This window comes from Rhodopseudomonas palustris (assembly GCF_007005445.1).
GTDB classification, from domain to species: Bacteria; Pseudomonadota; Alphaproteobacteria; order Rhizobiales; family Xanthobacteraceae; genus Rhodopseudomonas; species Rhodopseudomonas palustris_G.
In genome coordinates, this window is sequence record NZ_CP041387.1 from 4,560,565 (window position 1) to 4,576,633 (window position 16,069).

At 65.9% G+C, this 16,069-nt stretch carries 18 protein-coding genes; 15 read left to right on the forward strand and 3 right to left on the reverse strand.

Going from position 1 to position 16,069, the window contains the following annotated elements; genetic code table 11:
- Positions 1-161: 161 nt before the first annotated feature.
- The 3 genes from trxA to FLL57_RS21040 all read left to right on the forward strand — a co-directional run bounded on the left by trxA (position 162) and on the right by FLL57_RS21040 (position 2,072).
- Entirely contained in the window at positions 162-1,082 is a 921-nt protein-coding gene (trxA, locus tag FLL57_RS21030; protein ID WP_142883932.1) for a thioredoxin, read from the forward strand.
- A gap of 27 nt (positions 1,083-1,109) precedes the next feature.
- Positions 1,110-1,787: an LON peptidase substrate-binding domain-containing protein gene (locus tag FLL57_RS21035; protein ID WP_013500199.1), complete on the forward strand. Its 678-nt coding sequence runs from the start codon at positions 1,110-1,112 to the stop codon at positions 1,785-1,787.
- A gap of 87 nt (positions 1,788-1,874) precedes the next feature.
- A complete protein-coding gene (locus tag FLL57_RS21040) occupies positions 1,875-2,072 on the forward strand; it encodes a Trm112 family protein (RefSeq protein WP_142883933.1) in 198 nt (65 codons plus the stop codon).
- Positions 2,073-2,202: 130 nt separating this feature from the next.
- Here FLL57_RS21040 and FLL57_RS21045 read toward each other — a convergent pair whose 3' ends face one another.
- Positions 2,203-3,423 carry a ubiquinone biosynthesis hydroxylase gene (locus tag FLL57_RS21045; RefSeq protein ID WP_142883934.1) on the reverse strand — a complete coding sequence of 407 codons (1,221 nt, stop codon included), beginning with the start codon at positions 3,421-3,423 and terminating at the stop codon, positions 2,203-2,205.
- Between the two features lie 131 nt (positions 3,424-3,554).
- Here FLL57_RS21045 and tesB point away from each other — a divergent pair, with 131 nt between their 5' ends.
- The 11 genes from tesB (at position 3,555) to FLL57_RS21100 (ending at position 14,144) form a co-directional block, all read left to right on the forward strand.
- Positions 3,555-4,430 (forward strand): acyl-CoA thioesterase II, encoded by an 876-nt coding sequence (gene tesB / locus FLL57_RS21050; protein WP_013500196.1) that lies wholly within the window; start codon positions 3,555-3,557, stop codon positions 4,428-4,430.
- A 138-nt stretch (positions 4,431-4,568) separates the two neighbouring features.
- Positions 4,569-4,907 carry a P-II family nitrogen regulator gene (locus FLL57_RS21055; RefSeq protein WP_013500195.1) on the forward strand — a complete coding sequence of 113 codons (339 nt, stop codon included), beginning with the start codon at positions 4,569-4,571 and terminating at the stop codon, positions 4,905-4,907.
- Positions 4,908-5,248: 341 nt separating this feature from the next.
- The gene (locus FLL57_RS21060; protein WP_013500194.1) at positions 5,249-5,587 is read left to right on the forward strand and encodes a P-II family nitrogen regulator; all 339 of its coding nucleotides are present in this window, start codon (positions 5,249-5,251) and stop codon (positions 5,585-5,587) included.
- Positions 5,588-5,624: 37 nt separating this feature from the next.
- Positions 5,625-7,067 (forward strand): ammonium transporter, encoded by a 1,443-nt coding sequence (locus FLL57_RS21065; RefSeq protein ID WP_013500193.1) that lies wholly within the window; start codon positions 5,625-5,627, stop codon positions 7,065-7,067.
- Between the two features lie 167 nt (positions 7,068-7,234).
- The gene (locus tag FLL57_RS21070; protein ID WP_142883935.1) at positions 7,235-7,531 is read left to right on the forward strand and encodes a nucleotidyltransferase family protein; all 297 of its coding nucleotides are present in this window, start codon (positions 7,235-7,237) and stop codon (positions 7,529-7,531) included.
- Positions 7,532-7,633: 102 nt separating this feature from the next.
- Complete coding sequence (locus FLL57_RS21075; RefSeq protein WP_185966167.1) at positions 7,634-7,864, forward strand: HepT-like ribonuclease domain-containing protein; 231 nt, start codon at positions 7,634-7,636, stop codon at positions 7,862-7,864.
- Between the two features lie 136 nt (positions 7,865-8,000).
- Positions 8,001-9,227: an aminotransferase class I/II-fold pyridoxal phosphate-dependent enzyme gene (locus FLL57_RS21080; protein WP_013500190.1), complete on the forward strand. Its 1,227-nt coding sequence runs from the start codon at positions 8,001-8,003 to the stop codon at positions 9,225-9,227.
- A 13-nt stretch (positions 9,228-9,240) separates the two neighbouring features.
- Entirely contained in the window at positions 9,241-11,715 is a 2,475-nt protein-coding gene (locus tag FLL57_RS21085) for a DNA translocase FtsK (RefSeq protein ID WP_013500189.1), read from the forward strand.
- A 14-nt stretch (positions 11,716-11,729) separates the two neighbouring features.
- Entirely contained in the window at positions 11,730-12,671 is a 942-nt protein-coding gene (locus tag FLL57_RS21090) for an outer membrane lipoprotein carrier protein LolA (protein ID WP_013500188.1), read from the forward strand.
- Between the two features lie 11 nt (positions 12,672-12,682).
- Positions 12,683-13,279, forward strand: coding sequence for a class I SAM-dependent DNA methyltransferase (locus FLL57_RS21095; protein ID WP_013500187.1), 597 nt, complete (start codon positions 12,683-12,685; stop codon positions 13,277-13,279).
- A gap of 52 nt (positions 13,280-13,331) precedes the next feature.
- On the forward strand, positions 13,332-14,144 hold the full coding sequence (locus tag FLL57_RS21100) for an exodeoxyribonuclease III (RefSeq protein ID WP_142883936.1): 813 nt from the start codon (positions 13,332-13,334) through the stop codon (positions 14,142-14,144).
- On the opposite strand, the gene FLL57_RS21105 is transcribed toward FLL57_RS21100, so the two are convergent.
- Positions 14,145-14,594: a cyclic nucleotide-binding domain-containing protein gene (locus FLL57_RS21105; RefSeq protein ID WP_013500185.1), complete on the reverse strand. Its 450-nt coding sequence runs from the start codon at positions 14,592-14,594 to the stop codon at positions 14,145-14,147. It abuts the gene before it with no gap.
- Between the two features lie 39 nt (positions 14,595-14,633).
- Complete coding sequence (locus FLL57_RS21110; protein ID WP_013500184.1) at positions 14,634-15,320, reverse strand: response regulator transcription factor; 687 nt, start codon at positions 15,318-15,320, stop codon at positions 14,634-14,636.
- 166 nt (positions 15,321-15,486) lie between these two features.
- Between FLL57_RS21110 and FLL57_RS21115 the strand changes: the two genes are divergently transcribed.
- Positions 15,487-16,056, forward strand: coding sequence for a L,D-transpeptidase family protein (locus tag FLL57_RS21115; RefSeq protein ID WP_013500183.1), 570 nt, complete (start codon positions 15,487-15,489; stop codon positions 16,054-16,056).
- Positions 16,057-16,069 lie beyond the last annotated feature (13 nt).

The following is a 16,069-nucleotide window of genomic DNA, read 5'->3' on the forward strand; positions in this document are numbered from 1 at the left end:
CCGAGCGGCCCGCAGCGAAACAGCCGCCGAAGCCGCGCCGGCGCCGATCTCAACGGCAGCGCCGGGGCCGGTTCCCGTTGCAAAACCAACTTCCTGCGCCATCTAGAGCTGGGGCCGTGCTAAAATGGCGAATACCGGACCGACAGCAGCGAGGGGATCACGTGACGATTATGGAGCAGGGCAGCGGTGCGGCGTCTCAGGCCGCCGCCGATCTGATCAAGGACACCACGACCCAGAGCTTCGTCCGCGACGTCATCGAGGAATCCAAGCAGCAGCCGGTTCTGATCGACTTCTGGGCGCCGTGGTGCGGTCCGTGCCGGCAGCTCACGCCGATGCTGGAAAAGGCCGTCCGCGCCGCGAGCGGCAAGGTCAAACTGGTCAAGATGAACATCGACGAGCATCCGTCGATCCCCGGCCAGATGGGGATTCAGTCGATTCCCGCAGTGATCGCTTTCGTCGACGGCCGCCCGGCCGACGGCTTCATGGGCGCAGTGCCCGAAAGCCAGGTCAACGCCTTCATCGAAAAGCTGACTGCCGGCATGCCGGGCGGGGCGCCTTCGGCGGCCGAATTGCTGCAGGAGGCGGAAGCGATCCTGGCTGAGGGCGACGTCCAGACCGCGGCGTCGATCTATGCCGAGGTGCTGCGCTCCGACGCCGCGAACATTCCGGCGATCGCCGGGCTGGCGCGCTGCTACATGCAGACCGGCGCCACCGAGCAGGCCAAGAAAACGCTGGCCCTCGTCGCGGAGGCCGGTCGCGAGGACGCCGCCGTCAAGGCGGTCCAAGCGATGATCGACCTCGCCGAGCAGGCCGAATCGCTCGGTCCGATCGCCGAGCTGGAACAGAAGGTCGCCGCCGATCCGCTCGATCATCAGGCGCGATTCGACCTCGCCGTCGCCCTCAACGCGGCGGGTCGGCGCGAGGAGGCGACCGGTCATCTGCTCGATATCGTCAAGCGCGACCGCAAATGGAACGACGACGGCGCCCGCAAGCAGCTCGTGCAGTTCTTCGAAGCCTGGGGTCCGACCGACGACGCCACCATCGAAGGCCGCAAGCGGCTGTCGACGATCCTGTTCTCGTAGTCGCAATCCTCGAACGCGGAGCCGGCGATGCCGATCAATGCCGCCTATCGCGGTCCAGCCGACCTCCCCGAGGTGATACCGGTGTTTCCGCTGCCGGGAGCACTGCTGTTGCCGCGCGGGCAGATGCCGCTGAACATCTTCGAGCCCCGCTATCTGGCGATGATCGACGACGCGCTGCGCGACGGCCATCGGCTGATCGGCATGATTCAGCCCGACACGGCGCATTCCTCGGAAGCCGCCGAGAAGCCGGCGCTGTTCAGCGTCGGCTGCGTCGGGCGGATCACCCAGCTCGCCGAGTCCGGCGACGGCCGCTACATCCTGGAGCTGACCGGGGTGTCGCGCTTCAAGGTGGTCGAGGAGCTCCAGGTGCTGACGCCGTACCGGCAGTGCAAGGTCGACTATTTCCCGTTCGTCGACGACTTCGTGGCGCGCAAGGGCGAAGACGAGGTCGATCGTGAGACGCTGCTCGCGGTGCTGACCGACTTCCTCAAGGCCAACAATCTGAAGGTCGATTGGGACGGCGTCGAGAGCGCGCCGAACGAGGCGCTGGTCAACGCGCTGGCGATGATGTCGCCCTACGGGCCGCCGGAGAAGCAGGCATTGCTGGAGGCGCCCGACCTGAAGACCCGGGCCGAGATCCTGATCGCCGTCACCGAAATGGACCTTGCCAAGAAACGCACCAGCGGCGACCCGCCGTTGCAGTAGGGCGCCGCATTTGCGCGCGCGCGTTGACGCCGCCGTGCCGCTGTCCGATCAAGCCCGAGCCAGCCCGTTGTTCTGGAGACTGAAGCCATGACCTTTTCGCCGTCCGAGCGGCCCGATGCCGTCGATCGCAAGCTGCTCGACATTCTGGTCTGTCCCATCACCAAGGGACCGCTGGAATTCGATGCCGCCCGCCAGGAGCTGATCTCGCGCGGCGCCAAGCTCGCTTATCCGATCCGGGACGGTATCCCGATCATGCTCCCCGAAGAGGCGCGGAAGATCGGGTGAGGTGGGCGACAGCCCGAGCACAGCACACCTCGCTCGCCTGCGGGCGAGGGACCGAGCTTGCGATTCGGTGAGAGGCTGATGACCTTCCACGACGGCGGAGGTGGCGGGTCGACCCCGCTTCCGCGCCGGGTTACAGCGCTTCGCCCTTCAGCAGCCGCGGGATTTCGCCGGTCAGGCCGGCAGCCTGGCGGATGAACGCGCCCTTCAGCGGCGGCAGACGGTCGACCAGGCCGAGGCCGATATCGCGAATTCCGCGCAACAGCGGCGAATTGTTGGAGAACAGGAAATTCAGCCCGTTGGTGGCGACGCCCATCGCCATGGTGTCGAACCGCCGCCAGCGCTGATAGCGCTCCAGCACGTCGACCTGCCCGGGATCGGTCCCGAGACGCGCCGCATCCACCACCACTTCGGCCAGCGCCGCAACGTCGCGCAGACCCATATTGAGGCCCTGCCCGGCGATCGGATGAATCACATGCGCGGCGTCGCCGATCAGCGCCAGCCGCGGCGCGATGAACGACTGCGCCACGAAATAGCCGAGCGGAAAAGACTTCGGCTTGTCGAGCGGCTTGACGTCGCCGAGCCGCAGCCCGAACCGCTTCTCCAGCTCACGCTGGAATTCCTTCTCCGGCAGCGCGACGATCCGCTCGGCATCGCGGCGGCTCTCGCTCCATACCAGCGACGAGCGCCGGCCGGTGAGCGGCAGGATCGCGAACGGACCGGCGGGCAGGAAATGCTCTTCGGCGCAGCCATTGTGGTCGCGCTCGTGTTCGACGGTGACGACGATACCCGACTGGTCGTAGTCCCAGCCATAGGTGGCGATGCCGGCGCGCTGGCGCAGCTTCGACCTGGCGCCGTCGGCGGCAACCAGCAGGCTGGCGTCGATCACGCTGCCGTCGCCGAGGGTGACGCCGATCGCTTCGGGGCGCGCATCGTAGGAGGTGACGGGCGTGGCGCGCAGCTCGACGCCTTCGGCCTCGGCGCGCCGGGCCAGCGCCTCGACCAGATATTTGTTCTCGACCATGTGGGCGAACGGCTCGCCCGGCTGCACTTCGCCCGCAAACGTCAGGAACACCGGCCGGGTCGCATCTTCGAGATGGCTGTCGGTGACGATCATGTCGACGATCGGCTGCGCGGTCGGCGCCACCTCGTCCCACACCTCGAGCGCCTCGAACAGCCGCCGGCACGCAGCCACGATCGCGGTGGCGCGCGGATCCTTGCTCGGCCGCATCGCCAGCGCCGGATCGGCGACGATCACCGGCACCTCCGGCCCGAGCCCCTGGCGAAGCGCCAGCGCCAGCGCCAGACCGGCGAACGCGCCGCCTCCGATGACAATGCTTCGCGGTGCCGTCATTTTTCTCACTCTTGCGCCATGGTCGGAGCTGGGCGAAACAGGTTCAGGAACAACCCCGTCGAACGTCGGGGGTTCTAACAGACATCGCCGGCAGTGTGAAATCACGGCCCGGCGCTTGATGGGAGCGCACGGTGTCCAAAAGCCTGATCGACCTGATTTCGATCCTCGATCTCGAACCGATCGAGGTGAACCTGTTTCGCGGCACCAGCCCGAAGACGAGCTGGCAGCGCGTCTTCGGCGGCCAGGTGATCGGCCAGGCGATGGTGGCTGGGTGCCGCACCGTCGAGAACCGGCTGCCACACTCGCTGCATTGCTATTTCATTCTGCCCGGCGACCCGCAGGTGCCGATCATCTATCAGGTCGAACGGCTGCGCGACGGCAAGAGCTACACCACCCGGCGGGTCACCGCGATTCAGCACGGCAATGCGATCTTCTCGCTGATGATGTCGTTCCATGACGACGAGCCGACCAATTTCGACCATCAGGACAGGATGCCGGACGTGCCACCGCCCGACGCCCTGTCGGCCGAGGAGATCATCAAGCAGCCGTTCTTCAAGGAGATGCCGGACTTCATCAAGCGCTATTACGAATCGGATCGGCCGATCGAACTGCGCCCGGTGGAGCTGTCGCGCTATTTCGGCCAGAAGATCGATGACGGACGGATCCACGTCTGGATCAAGACCGCCGCCAAGCTGCCCGACGACCCGGCGCTGCACATGTGCGCGCTGGCCTATGCGTCGGACTTTTCGCTGCTCGACGCCGCGATGGCGCGCTACGGCCGCACCCTGTTCGACAAGCGGATGATGCCGGCCAGCCTCGACCACGCGATGTGGTTTCACCGCCCGTTCCGCGCCGACGAATGGCTGCTGTACGCGCAGGATTCCCCATCCGCCCAGGGCGGCCGCGCTCTGACCCGCGGCCAGATCTTCAAGACCGACGGCACCCTGGTCGCCTCCGTGGTGCAGGAGGGCTCGATCCGCGAGCGTCGCGAGCCGCCGAAGAGCTGAGGTGGCGGCGCGGCCGCTCCTCCGCACCGTCAATCGGCCTATTTTCTGCGCGCGCTGCTGCGAAACCCGGCATATACACGGGAGCAGAGCACCGCTGCGGCGGTGTCGGAAAGCTATGCGCGAATCAGGGGCTAACGCATGAAACTCGTCGTCGCCATCATCAAACCCTTCAAGCTGGACGAGGTGCGCCAGGCGCTCACCGAGATCGGCGTCCACGGCATGACCGTGACCGAGGTGAAGGGGTACGGCCGCCAGCGCGGCCACACCGAGATCTATCGCGGCGCCGAATATATCGTGAATTTCCTGCCGAAGCTGCGGATCGAGATCGCGGTGGATTCCGCGCTCGCCGACAAGGCGGTCGAGGTCATCACCCGCGGCGCCCGCACCGGCCAGATCGGCGACGGCAAGATCTTCGTCTCGCCGATCGACCGCGCGCTGCGAATCCGCACCGGCGAGACCGACAGCGACGCGCTCTGACGCAACCATTGCGCCGCGCGACGCGAGCCGTCGCGCGACCTGCCATTCGGACCGCACACTGCCCTCGGGATGGGCAATCATTGTGTCGAGATGCTGGCGTGCTCGATTCCTGATCAGATATGCCTATCCGTTGGGCGCGACGGAATAGCGCAGCCGGTGTCTCAGTGCCGCGCGGCGAAAAAGGCGTCGATTCCGAAACGATTCCAACGCCCGCACCGACTGGCACGGCATTTGATTCTAGCTGGCCGGCTGTGCCCGCGTAGTGATGCTCTCCGCGTGGGGAATTTCAGTCGAGATCATTTCCCGGTCGTTTCGGTCGGGACCTAGCGGGGATAGGACCCATGAAAATTGTTATGGCGATCATTAAGCCATTCAAACTCGAAGAAGTCCGTGACGCCCTGACCGCCATTGGCGTTCACGGTTTGACGGTGACGGAAGTGAAGGGATACGGGCGGCAGAAGGGTCACACGGAGATCTATCGCGGCGCCGAATATGCCGTGAGCTTCCTGCCCAAGATCAAGATCGAGGTCGCGATCGCCAACGAGCAGGTCGAGAAGACCATCGAGGCGATCACCAGCGCCGCCAAGACCGGCCAGATCGGCGACGGCAAGATCTTCGTCCTCGGCCTCGACCACGCGGTGCGCATCCGCACCGGCGAAGCCGACGCGGCCGCCCTCTGACCCGCTCACCTTCATTGCTTCACTCAGGAGACAACAAATGACGTTCAAACGTCCCTACGGCGCGGGATTGGCCGTGCTCGTCGCCGGCACGTTCGCGACGACCGCAGCCTTCGCGGCGCCGACCATCAACAAGGGCGACAACGCCTGGATGATGACTTCGACGGTGCTGGTGCTGCTGATGACCATCCCCGGGCTGGCGCTGTTCTACGGCGGCCTGGTCCGCTCCAAGAACATGCTCTCGGTGCTGGCGCAGGTATTCTACACCGTGTGCGTCGCCTGCATCATCTGGGCCCTGTACGGCTACAGCCTGGCCTTCACCGGCGGCTCGGAGTTCATCGGCGGCTTCTCCAAGGCTTTCCTGTCGGGCGTCACCACCGATTCGATGGGCGGCACCTTCACCGTCGACGCCAACATCAACGAGCTGATCTTCGTCTGCTTCCAGATGACGTTCTGCGCCATCACCCCGGCGCTGATCGTCGGCGCCTTCGCCGAACGCACCCGGTTCGCCGCGGTGGCGCTGTTCATCCCGCTGTGGATCACCCTGATCTATCTGCCGATGGCGCACATGGTCTGGTACTGGGCCGGTCCGGATGCGGTCAACGACGCCGTCAAGGCACTCGCCGCCGCGACCGACGAAGCCGCCAAGGCGGCCGCGCAGGCCAAGCTCGACGAAGTCATGGCGGACGGCGGCTTCCTGTTCAAGAAGGGCGCGCTGGACTTCGCCGGCGGCACCGTGGTGCACATCAACGCCGGCATCACCGGCCTGGTCGGCGCCCTGCTGATCGGCAAGCGCACCGGCTACGGCCGTGAGCTGATGGCTCCGCACTCGCTGACCATGACGATGATCGGCGCCTCGCTGCTGTGGGTCGGCTGGTTCGGCTTCAACGCCGGTTCGAACCTCGAAGCCTCGGGCGGTGCTGCGCTCGCCATGGTCAACACCTTCGTCGCCACGGCGGCGGCGGCGCTGGCCTGGATGTTCGCCGAGTGGATCTTCAAGGGTCATCCCTCGGTTCTCGGCGCGCTGTCCGGTGCGATCGCCGGTCTGGTCGCGGTCACCCCGGCCGCCGGCTTCTCCGGTCCGATGGGCGCGATCGTGCTCGGCATCGTCGCCGGCGTGGTCTGCCTGCTGTTCTGCACCGTGATCAAGAACGCGCTGGGCTACGACGACTCGCTCGACGTGTTCGGCGTCCACGGCGTCGGCGGCATCATCGGCGCGCTCGGCACCGGCATCCTGGTGAACCCGGCGCTCGGCGGCACCGGCGTGTACGACTACACGCTCGGCAAGGTCGGCGAATACGACTTCGCCAATCAGATGATCTCGCAGAGCTGGGGCGTCGGCACCACGCTGCTGCTGTCCGGCATCGGTTCGGCGATCCTGTTCAAGGTCGTCGACGTGATCGTCGGACTGCGTGCCCCGGTCGAAGTCGAGCGCGAAGGCCTCGACCTCGTCGAGCACACCGAGCGCGCTTACAACATGTAAGTTCTCCCGAAGGCGCGGCGTTCTCCTGACCGCCGCGCCCGGACCTACGGTTCGGGCAGATACCCGGCAATGCCCGAACCGTCGAGGGGTCCCAGCGCAAGCTGGGACCCCTTTCTTTATGGAGCAGAACGCACGCACCGCGAGTGCAAGTCTGCTATACTGAGGTTATGGACCACCGCACCGCACTCGCCATTCTGAGAAACTCCGAGGCGCCGTTACGTGCGCGCGGCGTGCGGCGCGCGGCGCTGTTCGGATCTATGGCGCGTGGTACCAACCTTCCCGACAGCGATATCGATGTTCTGGTCGAAATCGATCCGGCTGCTCACATCACGGTGTTCGACTACACGGAATTGAGGGACTACATCGCCGGCCTGTTCGACCATCCGGTCGACGTCGTGAATCGTGACCAGCTCAAGCCATGGGTCGCGCCCAGCGCGACGGCGGATGCGATCTATGCGTTCTGATGCGTCGGAGATTGCTCTTCGCGACATCCGGCATCACATCGAGCTCGCGATCGAATTCACCGGCGGTCTGACGGAGGCTGAATTCAAGCTGATCTGCGGACCGTGTATGCCGTCACGCGATGCCTCGAAATCATCTCGGAAGCGTCCCGCCGCGTATCCGACGATGTCAGGCAGCGACCGTCCTCGGTTCCCTGGAAGCAAATTGCAGGATCGGGCAACGTCTACCGGCACGATTACGAGGATGTGGCGGCGCAGATGATCTGGGACACCATCCACCGCGGTCTGCCGGCGCTGAAAGCTGCGGTGGCGGAAGAGCTTGCCCGCTCGGTATAGCTGCGTCCGTATCGAAGAGCGCGTGCCGCCCGTCGATGGTTAATCGCGTCTTAACCTCGCCGTATCTATGGTGGCTGATCTGTTTCCGCTCGATCCGCCTTGCCGATCGGGCGCGGTGAAAACTGGCGTATTTCGAATGGCTTTGTCCGCTTCCACCTCACCGGCGCGTGCGGCCGGCAGCGTCGACGCTACCGGGCAGAGCGAGCGCTCGCCGTTCGCGCGGCTGACCGAACTGCTGGCGCCGTATCAGCCGGGCCAAAGCCTGATCAATCTGTCGGTCGGGGAACCGCAACATCCGGTACCCGACTTCGTCGGCGCGGTGCTGGCGCGTCACACCGCCGAATTCGGCCGCTATCCGCTCGCCAAAGGCATCGAGCCGTTCCGACAAGCTGCGTCGTCGTGGCTGACGAGTCGCTTCGCGCTCGATCGCGCGCCCGATCCCGAGAGCGAAGTGCTGGTGCTGAACGGCAGCCGCGAAGGGTTGTTTCTCGCCGCGATTGCGGCTGCGCGCTACGTGCCCAAGCGCGACGGCACGCCGGCGATCCTGATGCCCAATCCGTTCTATCCGGCCTATGCGGCGGGCGCCCGCGCCGCCGGCTGCGAAGCGGTGTTCCTGCCGACGACGCTTGGTAACGGCTTCTTGCCGGATCTCGATGGGCTCGACGAAGCGACGCTGAAACGCACGGTGGCGATCTATCTGGCATCACCGGCGAACCCGCAAGGCTCGGTCGCCTCGCGCGATTACTTCGTGCGGCTGAAGCAGCTCGCCGATCGCTATGGCTTCATGATCCTCAGCGACGAGTGCTACTCGGAGATCTACACCCAGATCGCGCCCTGCAGCGCGCTGCAGGCTGCGGGTTCGGACTTCTCCAACGTCGTCGTCTTCCAATCGCTGTCGAAGCGATCGAACCTGCCCGGGATGCGGGTCGGCTTCGTCGCCGGCGATGCGGGCTTTCTCAAAGCCTATCACGAGCTGCGCAACGTCGCGGCGCCGCAGGTGCCGATCCCGCTGCAGCACGTCGCGGTCGCCGCTTACTCCGATGAAGCCCATGTCGAGGAGAACCGGCGTCTGTACCGGCTCAAATTCGATCTGGCCGATCAGATCCTCGGCGCACGTTACGGTTATCGGCGTCCCGCCGGCGGCTTCTGTCTGTGGCTCGACGTGTCCGCACATGGCGGCGACGAAGCCGCAGCGGTGAAGCTGTTCAAGGACGGCGGCGTCCGCGTGGTGCCGGGCAGCTATCTGGCGCGGACGCAGAGCGACGGCAGCAATCCGGGCGCGGGTTATATCCGGATCGCGATGGTGCAGGACAGCGAAACGACGGCAGAGGCGCTGCATCGCTTGGTGCGGATCCTCGGATGATGCGCAGGGCCCCATGAGCATGCCGGCGATCGAACGAGCATTCCCCCTGGTCGGTCACCTGCCGCCCTCGATACGCGAGGTCCTGGCGAGGCGGCTGCGCGAGCTCGCCGGTTTCGGCCTGATCGCAGTGGCCGCGGTGGCGGCGGCTGCGCTCGCCACCTGGTCGGTGCAGGACCCGAGCCTCAGCCATGCGACGTCGCGGCGCATCCATAATCTGCTGGGCTATCCCGGCGCGATCGGCGCCGACCTGGCGATGCAGATCCTCGGTCTAGGCGCGATCGGACTGTTGATGCCGGTCGCGGTGTGGGGTTGGCGGATGCTCAACCACCGGCCGTTCGATCGCACCGCGCTGCGGATGGGCACCTGGTTCCTGTGCACGATCTGCGCCGCCGGCTTCGCCTCATCGTTTCCGCACGACACCGCCTGGCCGCTGCCGACCGGGCTCGGCGGCGTGGTGGGCGACGCGCTGGTGCGGGCGCCGTCGCTGGTGTTCGGCCCGGGCCTGATCTTCCGGGTCATCCTCAGCTTCATCCTCGGCGTTGCAACGCTGGCGACGTTTCTGATCGCCAGCGGATTCGGCTCCCGCGAACGCGAACCCGACGAGACGTCCGCCGACGACGATCTGCCACTCGAGGACGAAGAGGAAACCGACCGCGGCTCGGTGTCGCTCGGCTGGCTGGTGCATGCGGTGCTGAGCGCCAAGGCGCGGCTGTGGCGGCTGCTGAAGCTGTCCTATCGCGGCTTGGTCAGCAGCGCGCCCGCCGCCGGCAAGCAGACGTTCGAGCGGCAGGAGCCGCGGCTCGGCGGCCGCGCCGCGCCGCCGATCGCTCCCGAGGTCGATCACCGCGACGACTACGAACCCGAGCCGGTCGACGAGATCGAAGACGAGGACGACGAAGAGGAGGAAGCTCCTCCGGTGGCCCGCGCGCCGCGCAAGAAAGCGGCGCCGAAACCGGCCGCCAAAAAGGCGCGGTTCGACCTGCCCTCGGTTAACGTTCTATCTGCCCCGAAGGCCTCGGACCGGCAGCCGCTCAGCAAGTCCGAGCTCGAAGCCAATTCGCGCGCGCTGGAAGGCGTGCTGCAGGATTTCGGCGTCCGCGGCGAGATCATCAAGGCGAGCCCGGGCCCGGTGGTGACGCTTTACGAGCTGGAGCCGGCGCCGGGCATCAAGTCGTCGCGCGTGATCGGGCTCTCCGACGACATCGCCCGTTCGATGAGCGCGCTGTCGGCACGCGTCGCGGTAGTGCCGGGTCGCAATGCGATCGGCATCGAGCTGCCGAACGCGCATCGCGAGAAGGTTTATCTGCGCGAATTGCTGAGCGTCAAAGATTCCAACGAGACGGTGCACAAACTGCCGCTGTGCCTCGGCAAGAACATCGGCGGCGAATCGATCATCGTCGACCTTGCCCGCATGCCGCATCTGCTGATCGCCGGTACCACCGGCTCGGGTAAGTCGGTCGCGATCAACACCATGATCCTCAGTCTGGTGTACCGGCTGCGGCCGGATCAGTGCCGGCTGATCATGGTCGACCCGAAGATGCTCGAGCTGTCGGTCTACGACGGAATTCCGCATCTCTTGACGCCCGTCGTCACCGATCCGAAGAAAGCGGTCGTCGCCCTGAAATGGGCGGTGCGCGAGATGGAAGAGCGCTACAAGCGCATGGCCAAGCTCGGCGTCCGCAACATCGACGGCTACAATACAAGGCTCGGCGAGGCGAAGGCGCGCGGCGAGGAGCTGACCCGTACGGTGCACACCGGCTTCGACAAGGAGACCGGCAAGGCGATCTACGAGGAAGAAAAGCTCGACCTCGAGCCGCTGCCCTACATCGTCATCATCGTCGACGAAATGGCCGACCTGATGATGGTCGCCGGCAAGGACATCGAAGGCGCGGTGCAGCGCCTTGCCCAGATGGCGCGCGCCGCCGGCCTGCACGTCATCCTGGCCACCCAGCGTCCCTCGGTCGACGTCATCACCGGCACCATCAAGGCCAACTTCCCGACCCGCATCTCCTTCCAGGTGACGTCGAAGATCGACAGCCGGACCATCCTGGGAGAAATGGGCGCCGAGCAACTGCTCGGCCAGGGCGACATGCTGTACATGGCGGGCGGCGGCCGCATCAGCCGCGTCCACGGCCCGTTCGTATCGGACGAGGAAGTCGAGAAAGTCGTCAAGCATCTGAAGGCGCAGGGCGCGCCCGAATATCTCGAGGCGGTCACCGCCGAGGAGCCGGCCGAGGGCGAGGATGGCGCAGTGTTCGACGCCACCGGCATGGGCGGCGACGGCGGCGGCGATCTGTTCCAGCAGGCGGTCGCGATCGTCAAGCGCGACCGCAAGGCCTCCACCAGCTATATTCAGCGTCGGCTGCAGATCGGCTACAACCGCGCTGCGTCGCTGATGGAGCGGATGGAGCTCGAAGGCATCGTCGGCCAGGCCAACCACGCCGGCAAACGCGAGATCCTGGTGGCCGAAGAGGATTCCAACTTTTGAGCGGGATCAGGGTCATGCAGGGGTCCGATGCGGGGTCGCGAAATCGCCACAGCGTCCCTGTAGCGGCAGACGGGCAACACGGCGGAGCTGTCCCGGCTTTGCAGGACATGAGCTTGATCAAACAACTCAACGACTTGATGCAGAACGAGATGACCGGAACCGGGCTGCGACAGCTCTGCGCGGCGGCCGCGATCGCGATCGCCGGGGCCGCGGTCCAGCCCGCCAGCGCCGAACCGGTCCCGTCCCCGAAACCGTCGGCACGCGCCACCCAGCTCAGCGCCGCGGAGCCGAAGCAGCGCAACCCGCAGGTTCCGGCGCAGCCTCCGGTCGCGAAGCTGACCGCGCCGCCCGAACCGGTGATCCCCGATCCGCGGCGCAACGTGCCGGCGTCGATCTTCACCACCTTCGATTCCGCACAGAAGGCCGAGGCCGCCAAGGTCAGCGCCTATCTGTCGTCGCTGCAAACGCTGGTCGGGCAATTCGTCCAGGTCGGGCCCGACGGCAGCAAGCTCACCGGCGATTTCTACATCGTGAAGCCCGGCAAGATCCGGTTCGAGTACGACGAGCCCAGTCCGGTCTCGATGATCGCCGATGGACAATCGGTGGTGGTGCGTGATCGCAAGCTGGCGACGCAGGACGTCTATCCGCTGTCGCAGACACCGCTGCGCTATCTGCTGAGCGACCGTATCGACCTGTTGCGCGACACCAACGTGGTCAGCATCACCTCCGACGATCTGTATTCGAACATCATCATCGAGGAGAAGAATGCGATCATCGGCACCAGCCGGTTGCTGTTGATGTTCGGCACCAAGGACGGCCAGCTCAAGCAATGGACCGTCACCGATCCGCAGGGCTACGACACCACGGTGGCGGTGTACAATCTCGACACCTCCCGGCGGCCGGACCCGTCGATGTTCAAGATCGACTACACCAACTACCAGACCCCGCCGGGCTAGTCGTCCAAACCATGACCGCGGATGCGATCATCGGTCTTTACACACGACACGCACAGCAATGGGATCGTGAGCGCGGCCGGACACTTTTCGAACGCGCCTGGCTCGAACAGTTTCGCCGGTGCGCCGGCGATGGCGCCGCCATCTTGGACCTCGGTTGCGGCTCGGGCGAACCGATCGCCCGATTCTTGATCGCAGCGGGGCATGGTCTCACCGGGCTCGATGCCTCACCCGGCTTGATCGAGCTGGCCCAGCAGCGCTTTCCAGATCAGCATTGGGTCGTGGGTGATATGCGGCGCGCCGATCTGAAGCGCCGGTTCGGCGGCATCCTGGCTTGGGACAGTTTCTTTCATCTGCCCCCCGACGATCAGCGCGCGATGTTCGCGGTGTTTCGCGCGCATGCGGCTCCCGGCGCGGCGCTGATGTTCACCTCAGGTCCGGCCGAAGGCGTGGCGATCGGCACGTATCAGGGCGAGCCGCTGTATCATGCTAGCCTTGCTCCGGCCGAATATCGGCAGTTGCTCGCCCGGCACGGTTTCACGGTCGTAGCCCACCGCGCCGATGATCCAGACTGCGGCGGCCACACCGTGTGGCTGGCGAAATCCGGTTGAAGCCGCCGGACCCAGGCTTGCTCCTCTGGCTGCGATCCGCTAGGTCGCGCAGATGCGTCTCACGCTCACGACTTGGAACATCAACTCGGTGCGGCTTCGCATCGACCTGGTGGCGAAATTCCTCAAAGCCCAGCGCCCGGACATCCTGTGCCTGCAGGAGACGAAGTGTCCGGATGACGCGTTTCCGCTGAAGCGATTCAAGCGGCTCGGCTACGACCACATCGCGCTGAACGGGCAGAAGGGCTACCACGGCGTCGCGGTGATTTCGAAGCTGCCGTTTGCCGCCACCGACATCCGCACCTTCTGCGACATCATCGACAGCCGTCACATCTCGGTCTCGGTGAAGACCGCCGACGACGCCCCGCCGCTGGTGCTGCACAATTTCTACGTCCCGGCCGGCGGTGATATTCCCGATCCTGCGGTCAATCCGAAGTTCAAGCACAAGCTGTCGTTCCTCGACGAGATGAAGGCGTGCGAGCCGCTGCATCCGGCGGGCGACCAGCGCCACATTCTGGTCGGCGATCTCAACGTCGCGCCGCACGAGCACGACGTCTGGTCGCACAAGCAGCTCCTCAAAGTCGTGTCGCACACGCCGGTCGAATGCGACAAGCTGCTCGCGGTGCTGCGCGCCGGCAACTGGGTCGACGTCGCGCGTGACCGCATCCCGCTCGATCAGAAGGTCTATACGTGGTGGAGCTATCGGGCTGCCGATTGGACGGTGGGCGATCGCGGCCGGCGGCTCGACCACATCTGGGTGTCGGAAGCGCTGAAGGACCGCGTCACCGACTTCAAGATCCTGCGCGATGCGCGAAGCTGGGATCGGCCGAGCGACCACGTCCCGGTGACGATGACGATGGAGCTGTAACTACGACGTCAGCTTGCTGCCCACCGTGACGATGTCGCTGGCAACCTGCGTGGTGCGGGCGGCGAATTCGTCGCGCAGCCGCAGCGCCGCGCCGGGATCGCTTTCGAGCACCCGCTGAAACAGACTGCGGGCGATCCGGATCGCCGAGGAATATTCCAGCGCCACCGCGGTGGTCGGCCGCGGCATCGGCATGATCAGCGCCAGTTCGCCGATCAGATCGCCCGGCCGCGCCACCATCTCGTGGAGCCCGCCGTCTTCCATCGTGATCTGAAACGCGCCGCGCTGCACGACGTAGCCGGCATCGGCGGCCTCGCCGGCATTGAACATCACGTCGCCGCGGGCGAAGTCGCGCTGCTCGGAGCCGATCGCCAGCATCCGCAGCGCCTGCTCGCCGAGCAGCCGCAGCGTCGGGACGCGCGCGAGCAGGGCAACATCATCTTCGATCGACATGCGGGACCGGGCAACGGGTGAATCGGCCCCTTATTGGTATCACGGCACGAGTTTGTAGCCACCGGCCTCGGTGACCAGAATCTCCGGATTCGCTGCGTCACGCTCGATCTTTTGGCGTAGCCGGTAAATGTGGGTCTCGAGCGTATGGGTGGTGACGCCGGAATTGTAGCCCCACACTTCCTGCAGCAGCGTCTCGCGCGACACCGGCGCCTGTCCGGCCCGGTACAAGAATCGCAGGATCGCGGTTTCCTTCTCGGTGAGCCGCACCTTCTTGGCGTTGGCGCCGGTCAGCATCTTGGAGCCGGGGCGGAACGAATAGGGCCCGACCGCGAACACCGCGTCCTCGCTCGCCTCGTGCTGGCGAAGCTGGGCACGAATCCGCGCCAGCAGAACCGCAAATCTGAACGGCTTGGCGACGTAGTCGTTGGCCCCGCTTTCCAGGCCCAGAATGGTGTCCGAATCGGTATCGTGGCCAGTCAGCATGATGATCGGCGCCTTGAAGCCGCCCTTGCGCAACGACCGCACCACTTCGCGGCCGTCGGTGTCGGGCAGCCCGACGTCCATCAGCACCAGATCGGGCGACAGCGCCTTGGCGGTCTGCACCCCCTTGGCGCCGGTATCGACCGCGGATGCCTCGAACTCCTCGTGCAGCGACAATTGCTCGACCAGGGCATCGCGCAGATCGTTGTCGTCGTCCACGATCAGGATCTTGCGGGCGTTCGGCATGGCGCGGTCCTTCCGTCGTCTGGCGATGCGCCGCTCCCGACCGGGGCGCGCTCGCAAATCACGCGCGATTGTATCGCAGATCAGCAGATAGGGATCGATTCTGCCGAATTTAACTGCAGCGGCTGAATTTTGCCGCCATGATGCTTACCAGCGTTGCCAGGGACTCATGAAAAAGCAAGCCAGATCAACCCCATCGAAGCAATGGACGCAGCCCGCAGCGGTGCCGCTGGTCCGTGTCCGCCGCGCCGCCGGCGCTGTCAGCCGCGGCTGGCTGATCGCCGGCGGGAGGGCAATTCCGGTCGCGCTCGGCCGCGGCGGCATTCTGGCCAACAAGCGCGAGGGCGACGGCGGCACGCCGCGCGGCACGTTTCGCCCGCTGCGGCTGTGGTGGCGCGCCGATCGTGGACCCAGGCCGCGCACCGCTCTGCCGATCCGGGCGATCACCGCCGATGATGCCTGGTGCGAAGACCCGGCGAGCCGGCACTACAACCGGCCGATCCGGCGGTCGTCTGCGGGGGAAGGCGACCGGCTGATGCGCGACGATCACCTCTACGACCTGATCATCGAGATCGACCACAACACCCGGCCGCGCATCGCCGGCCGCGGCAGCGCGGTCTTCCTGCATCTGGCCCGTGACAATTTCGGTCCGACCGCCGGCTGCGTGGCGATGACCCGGCCGAACCTCATGCGGCTGCTGGCGCGGCTCGGTCCGCGGACGAGGATCGCAATCGGTTGACAGCCGCAATGCT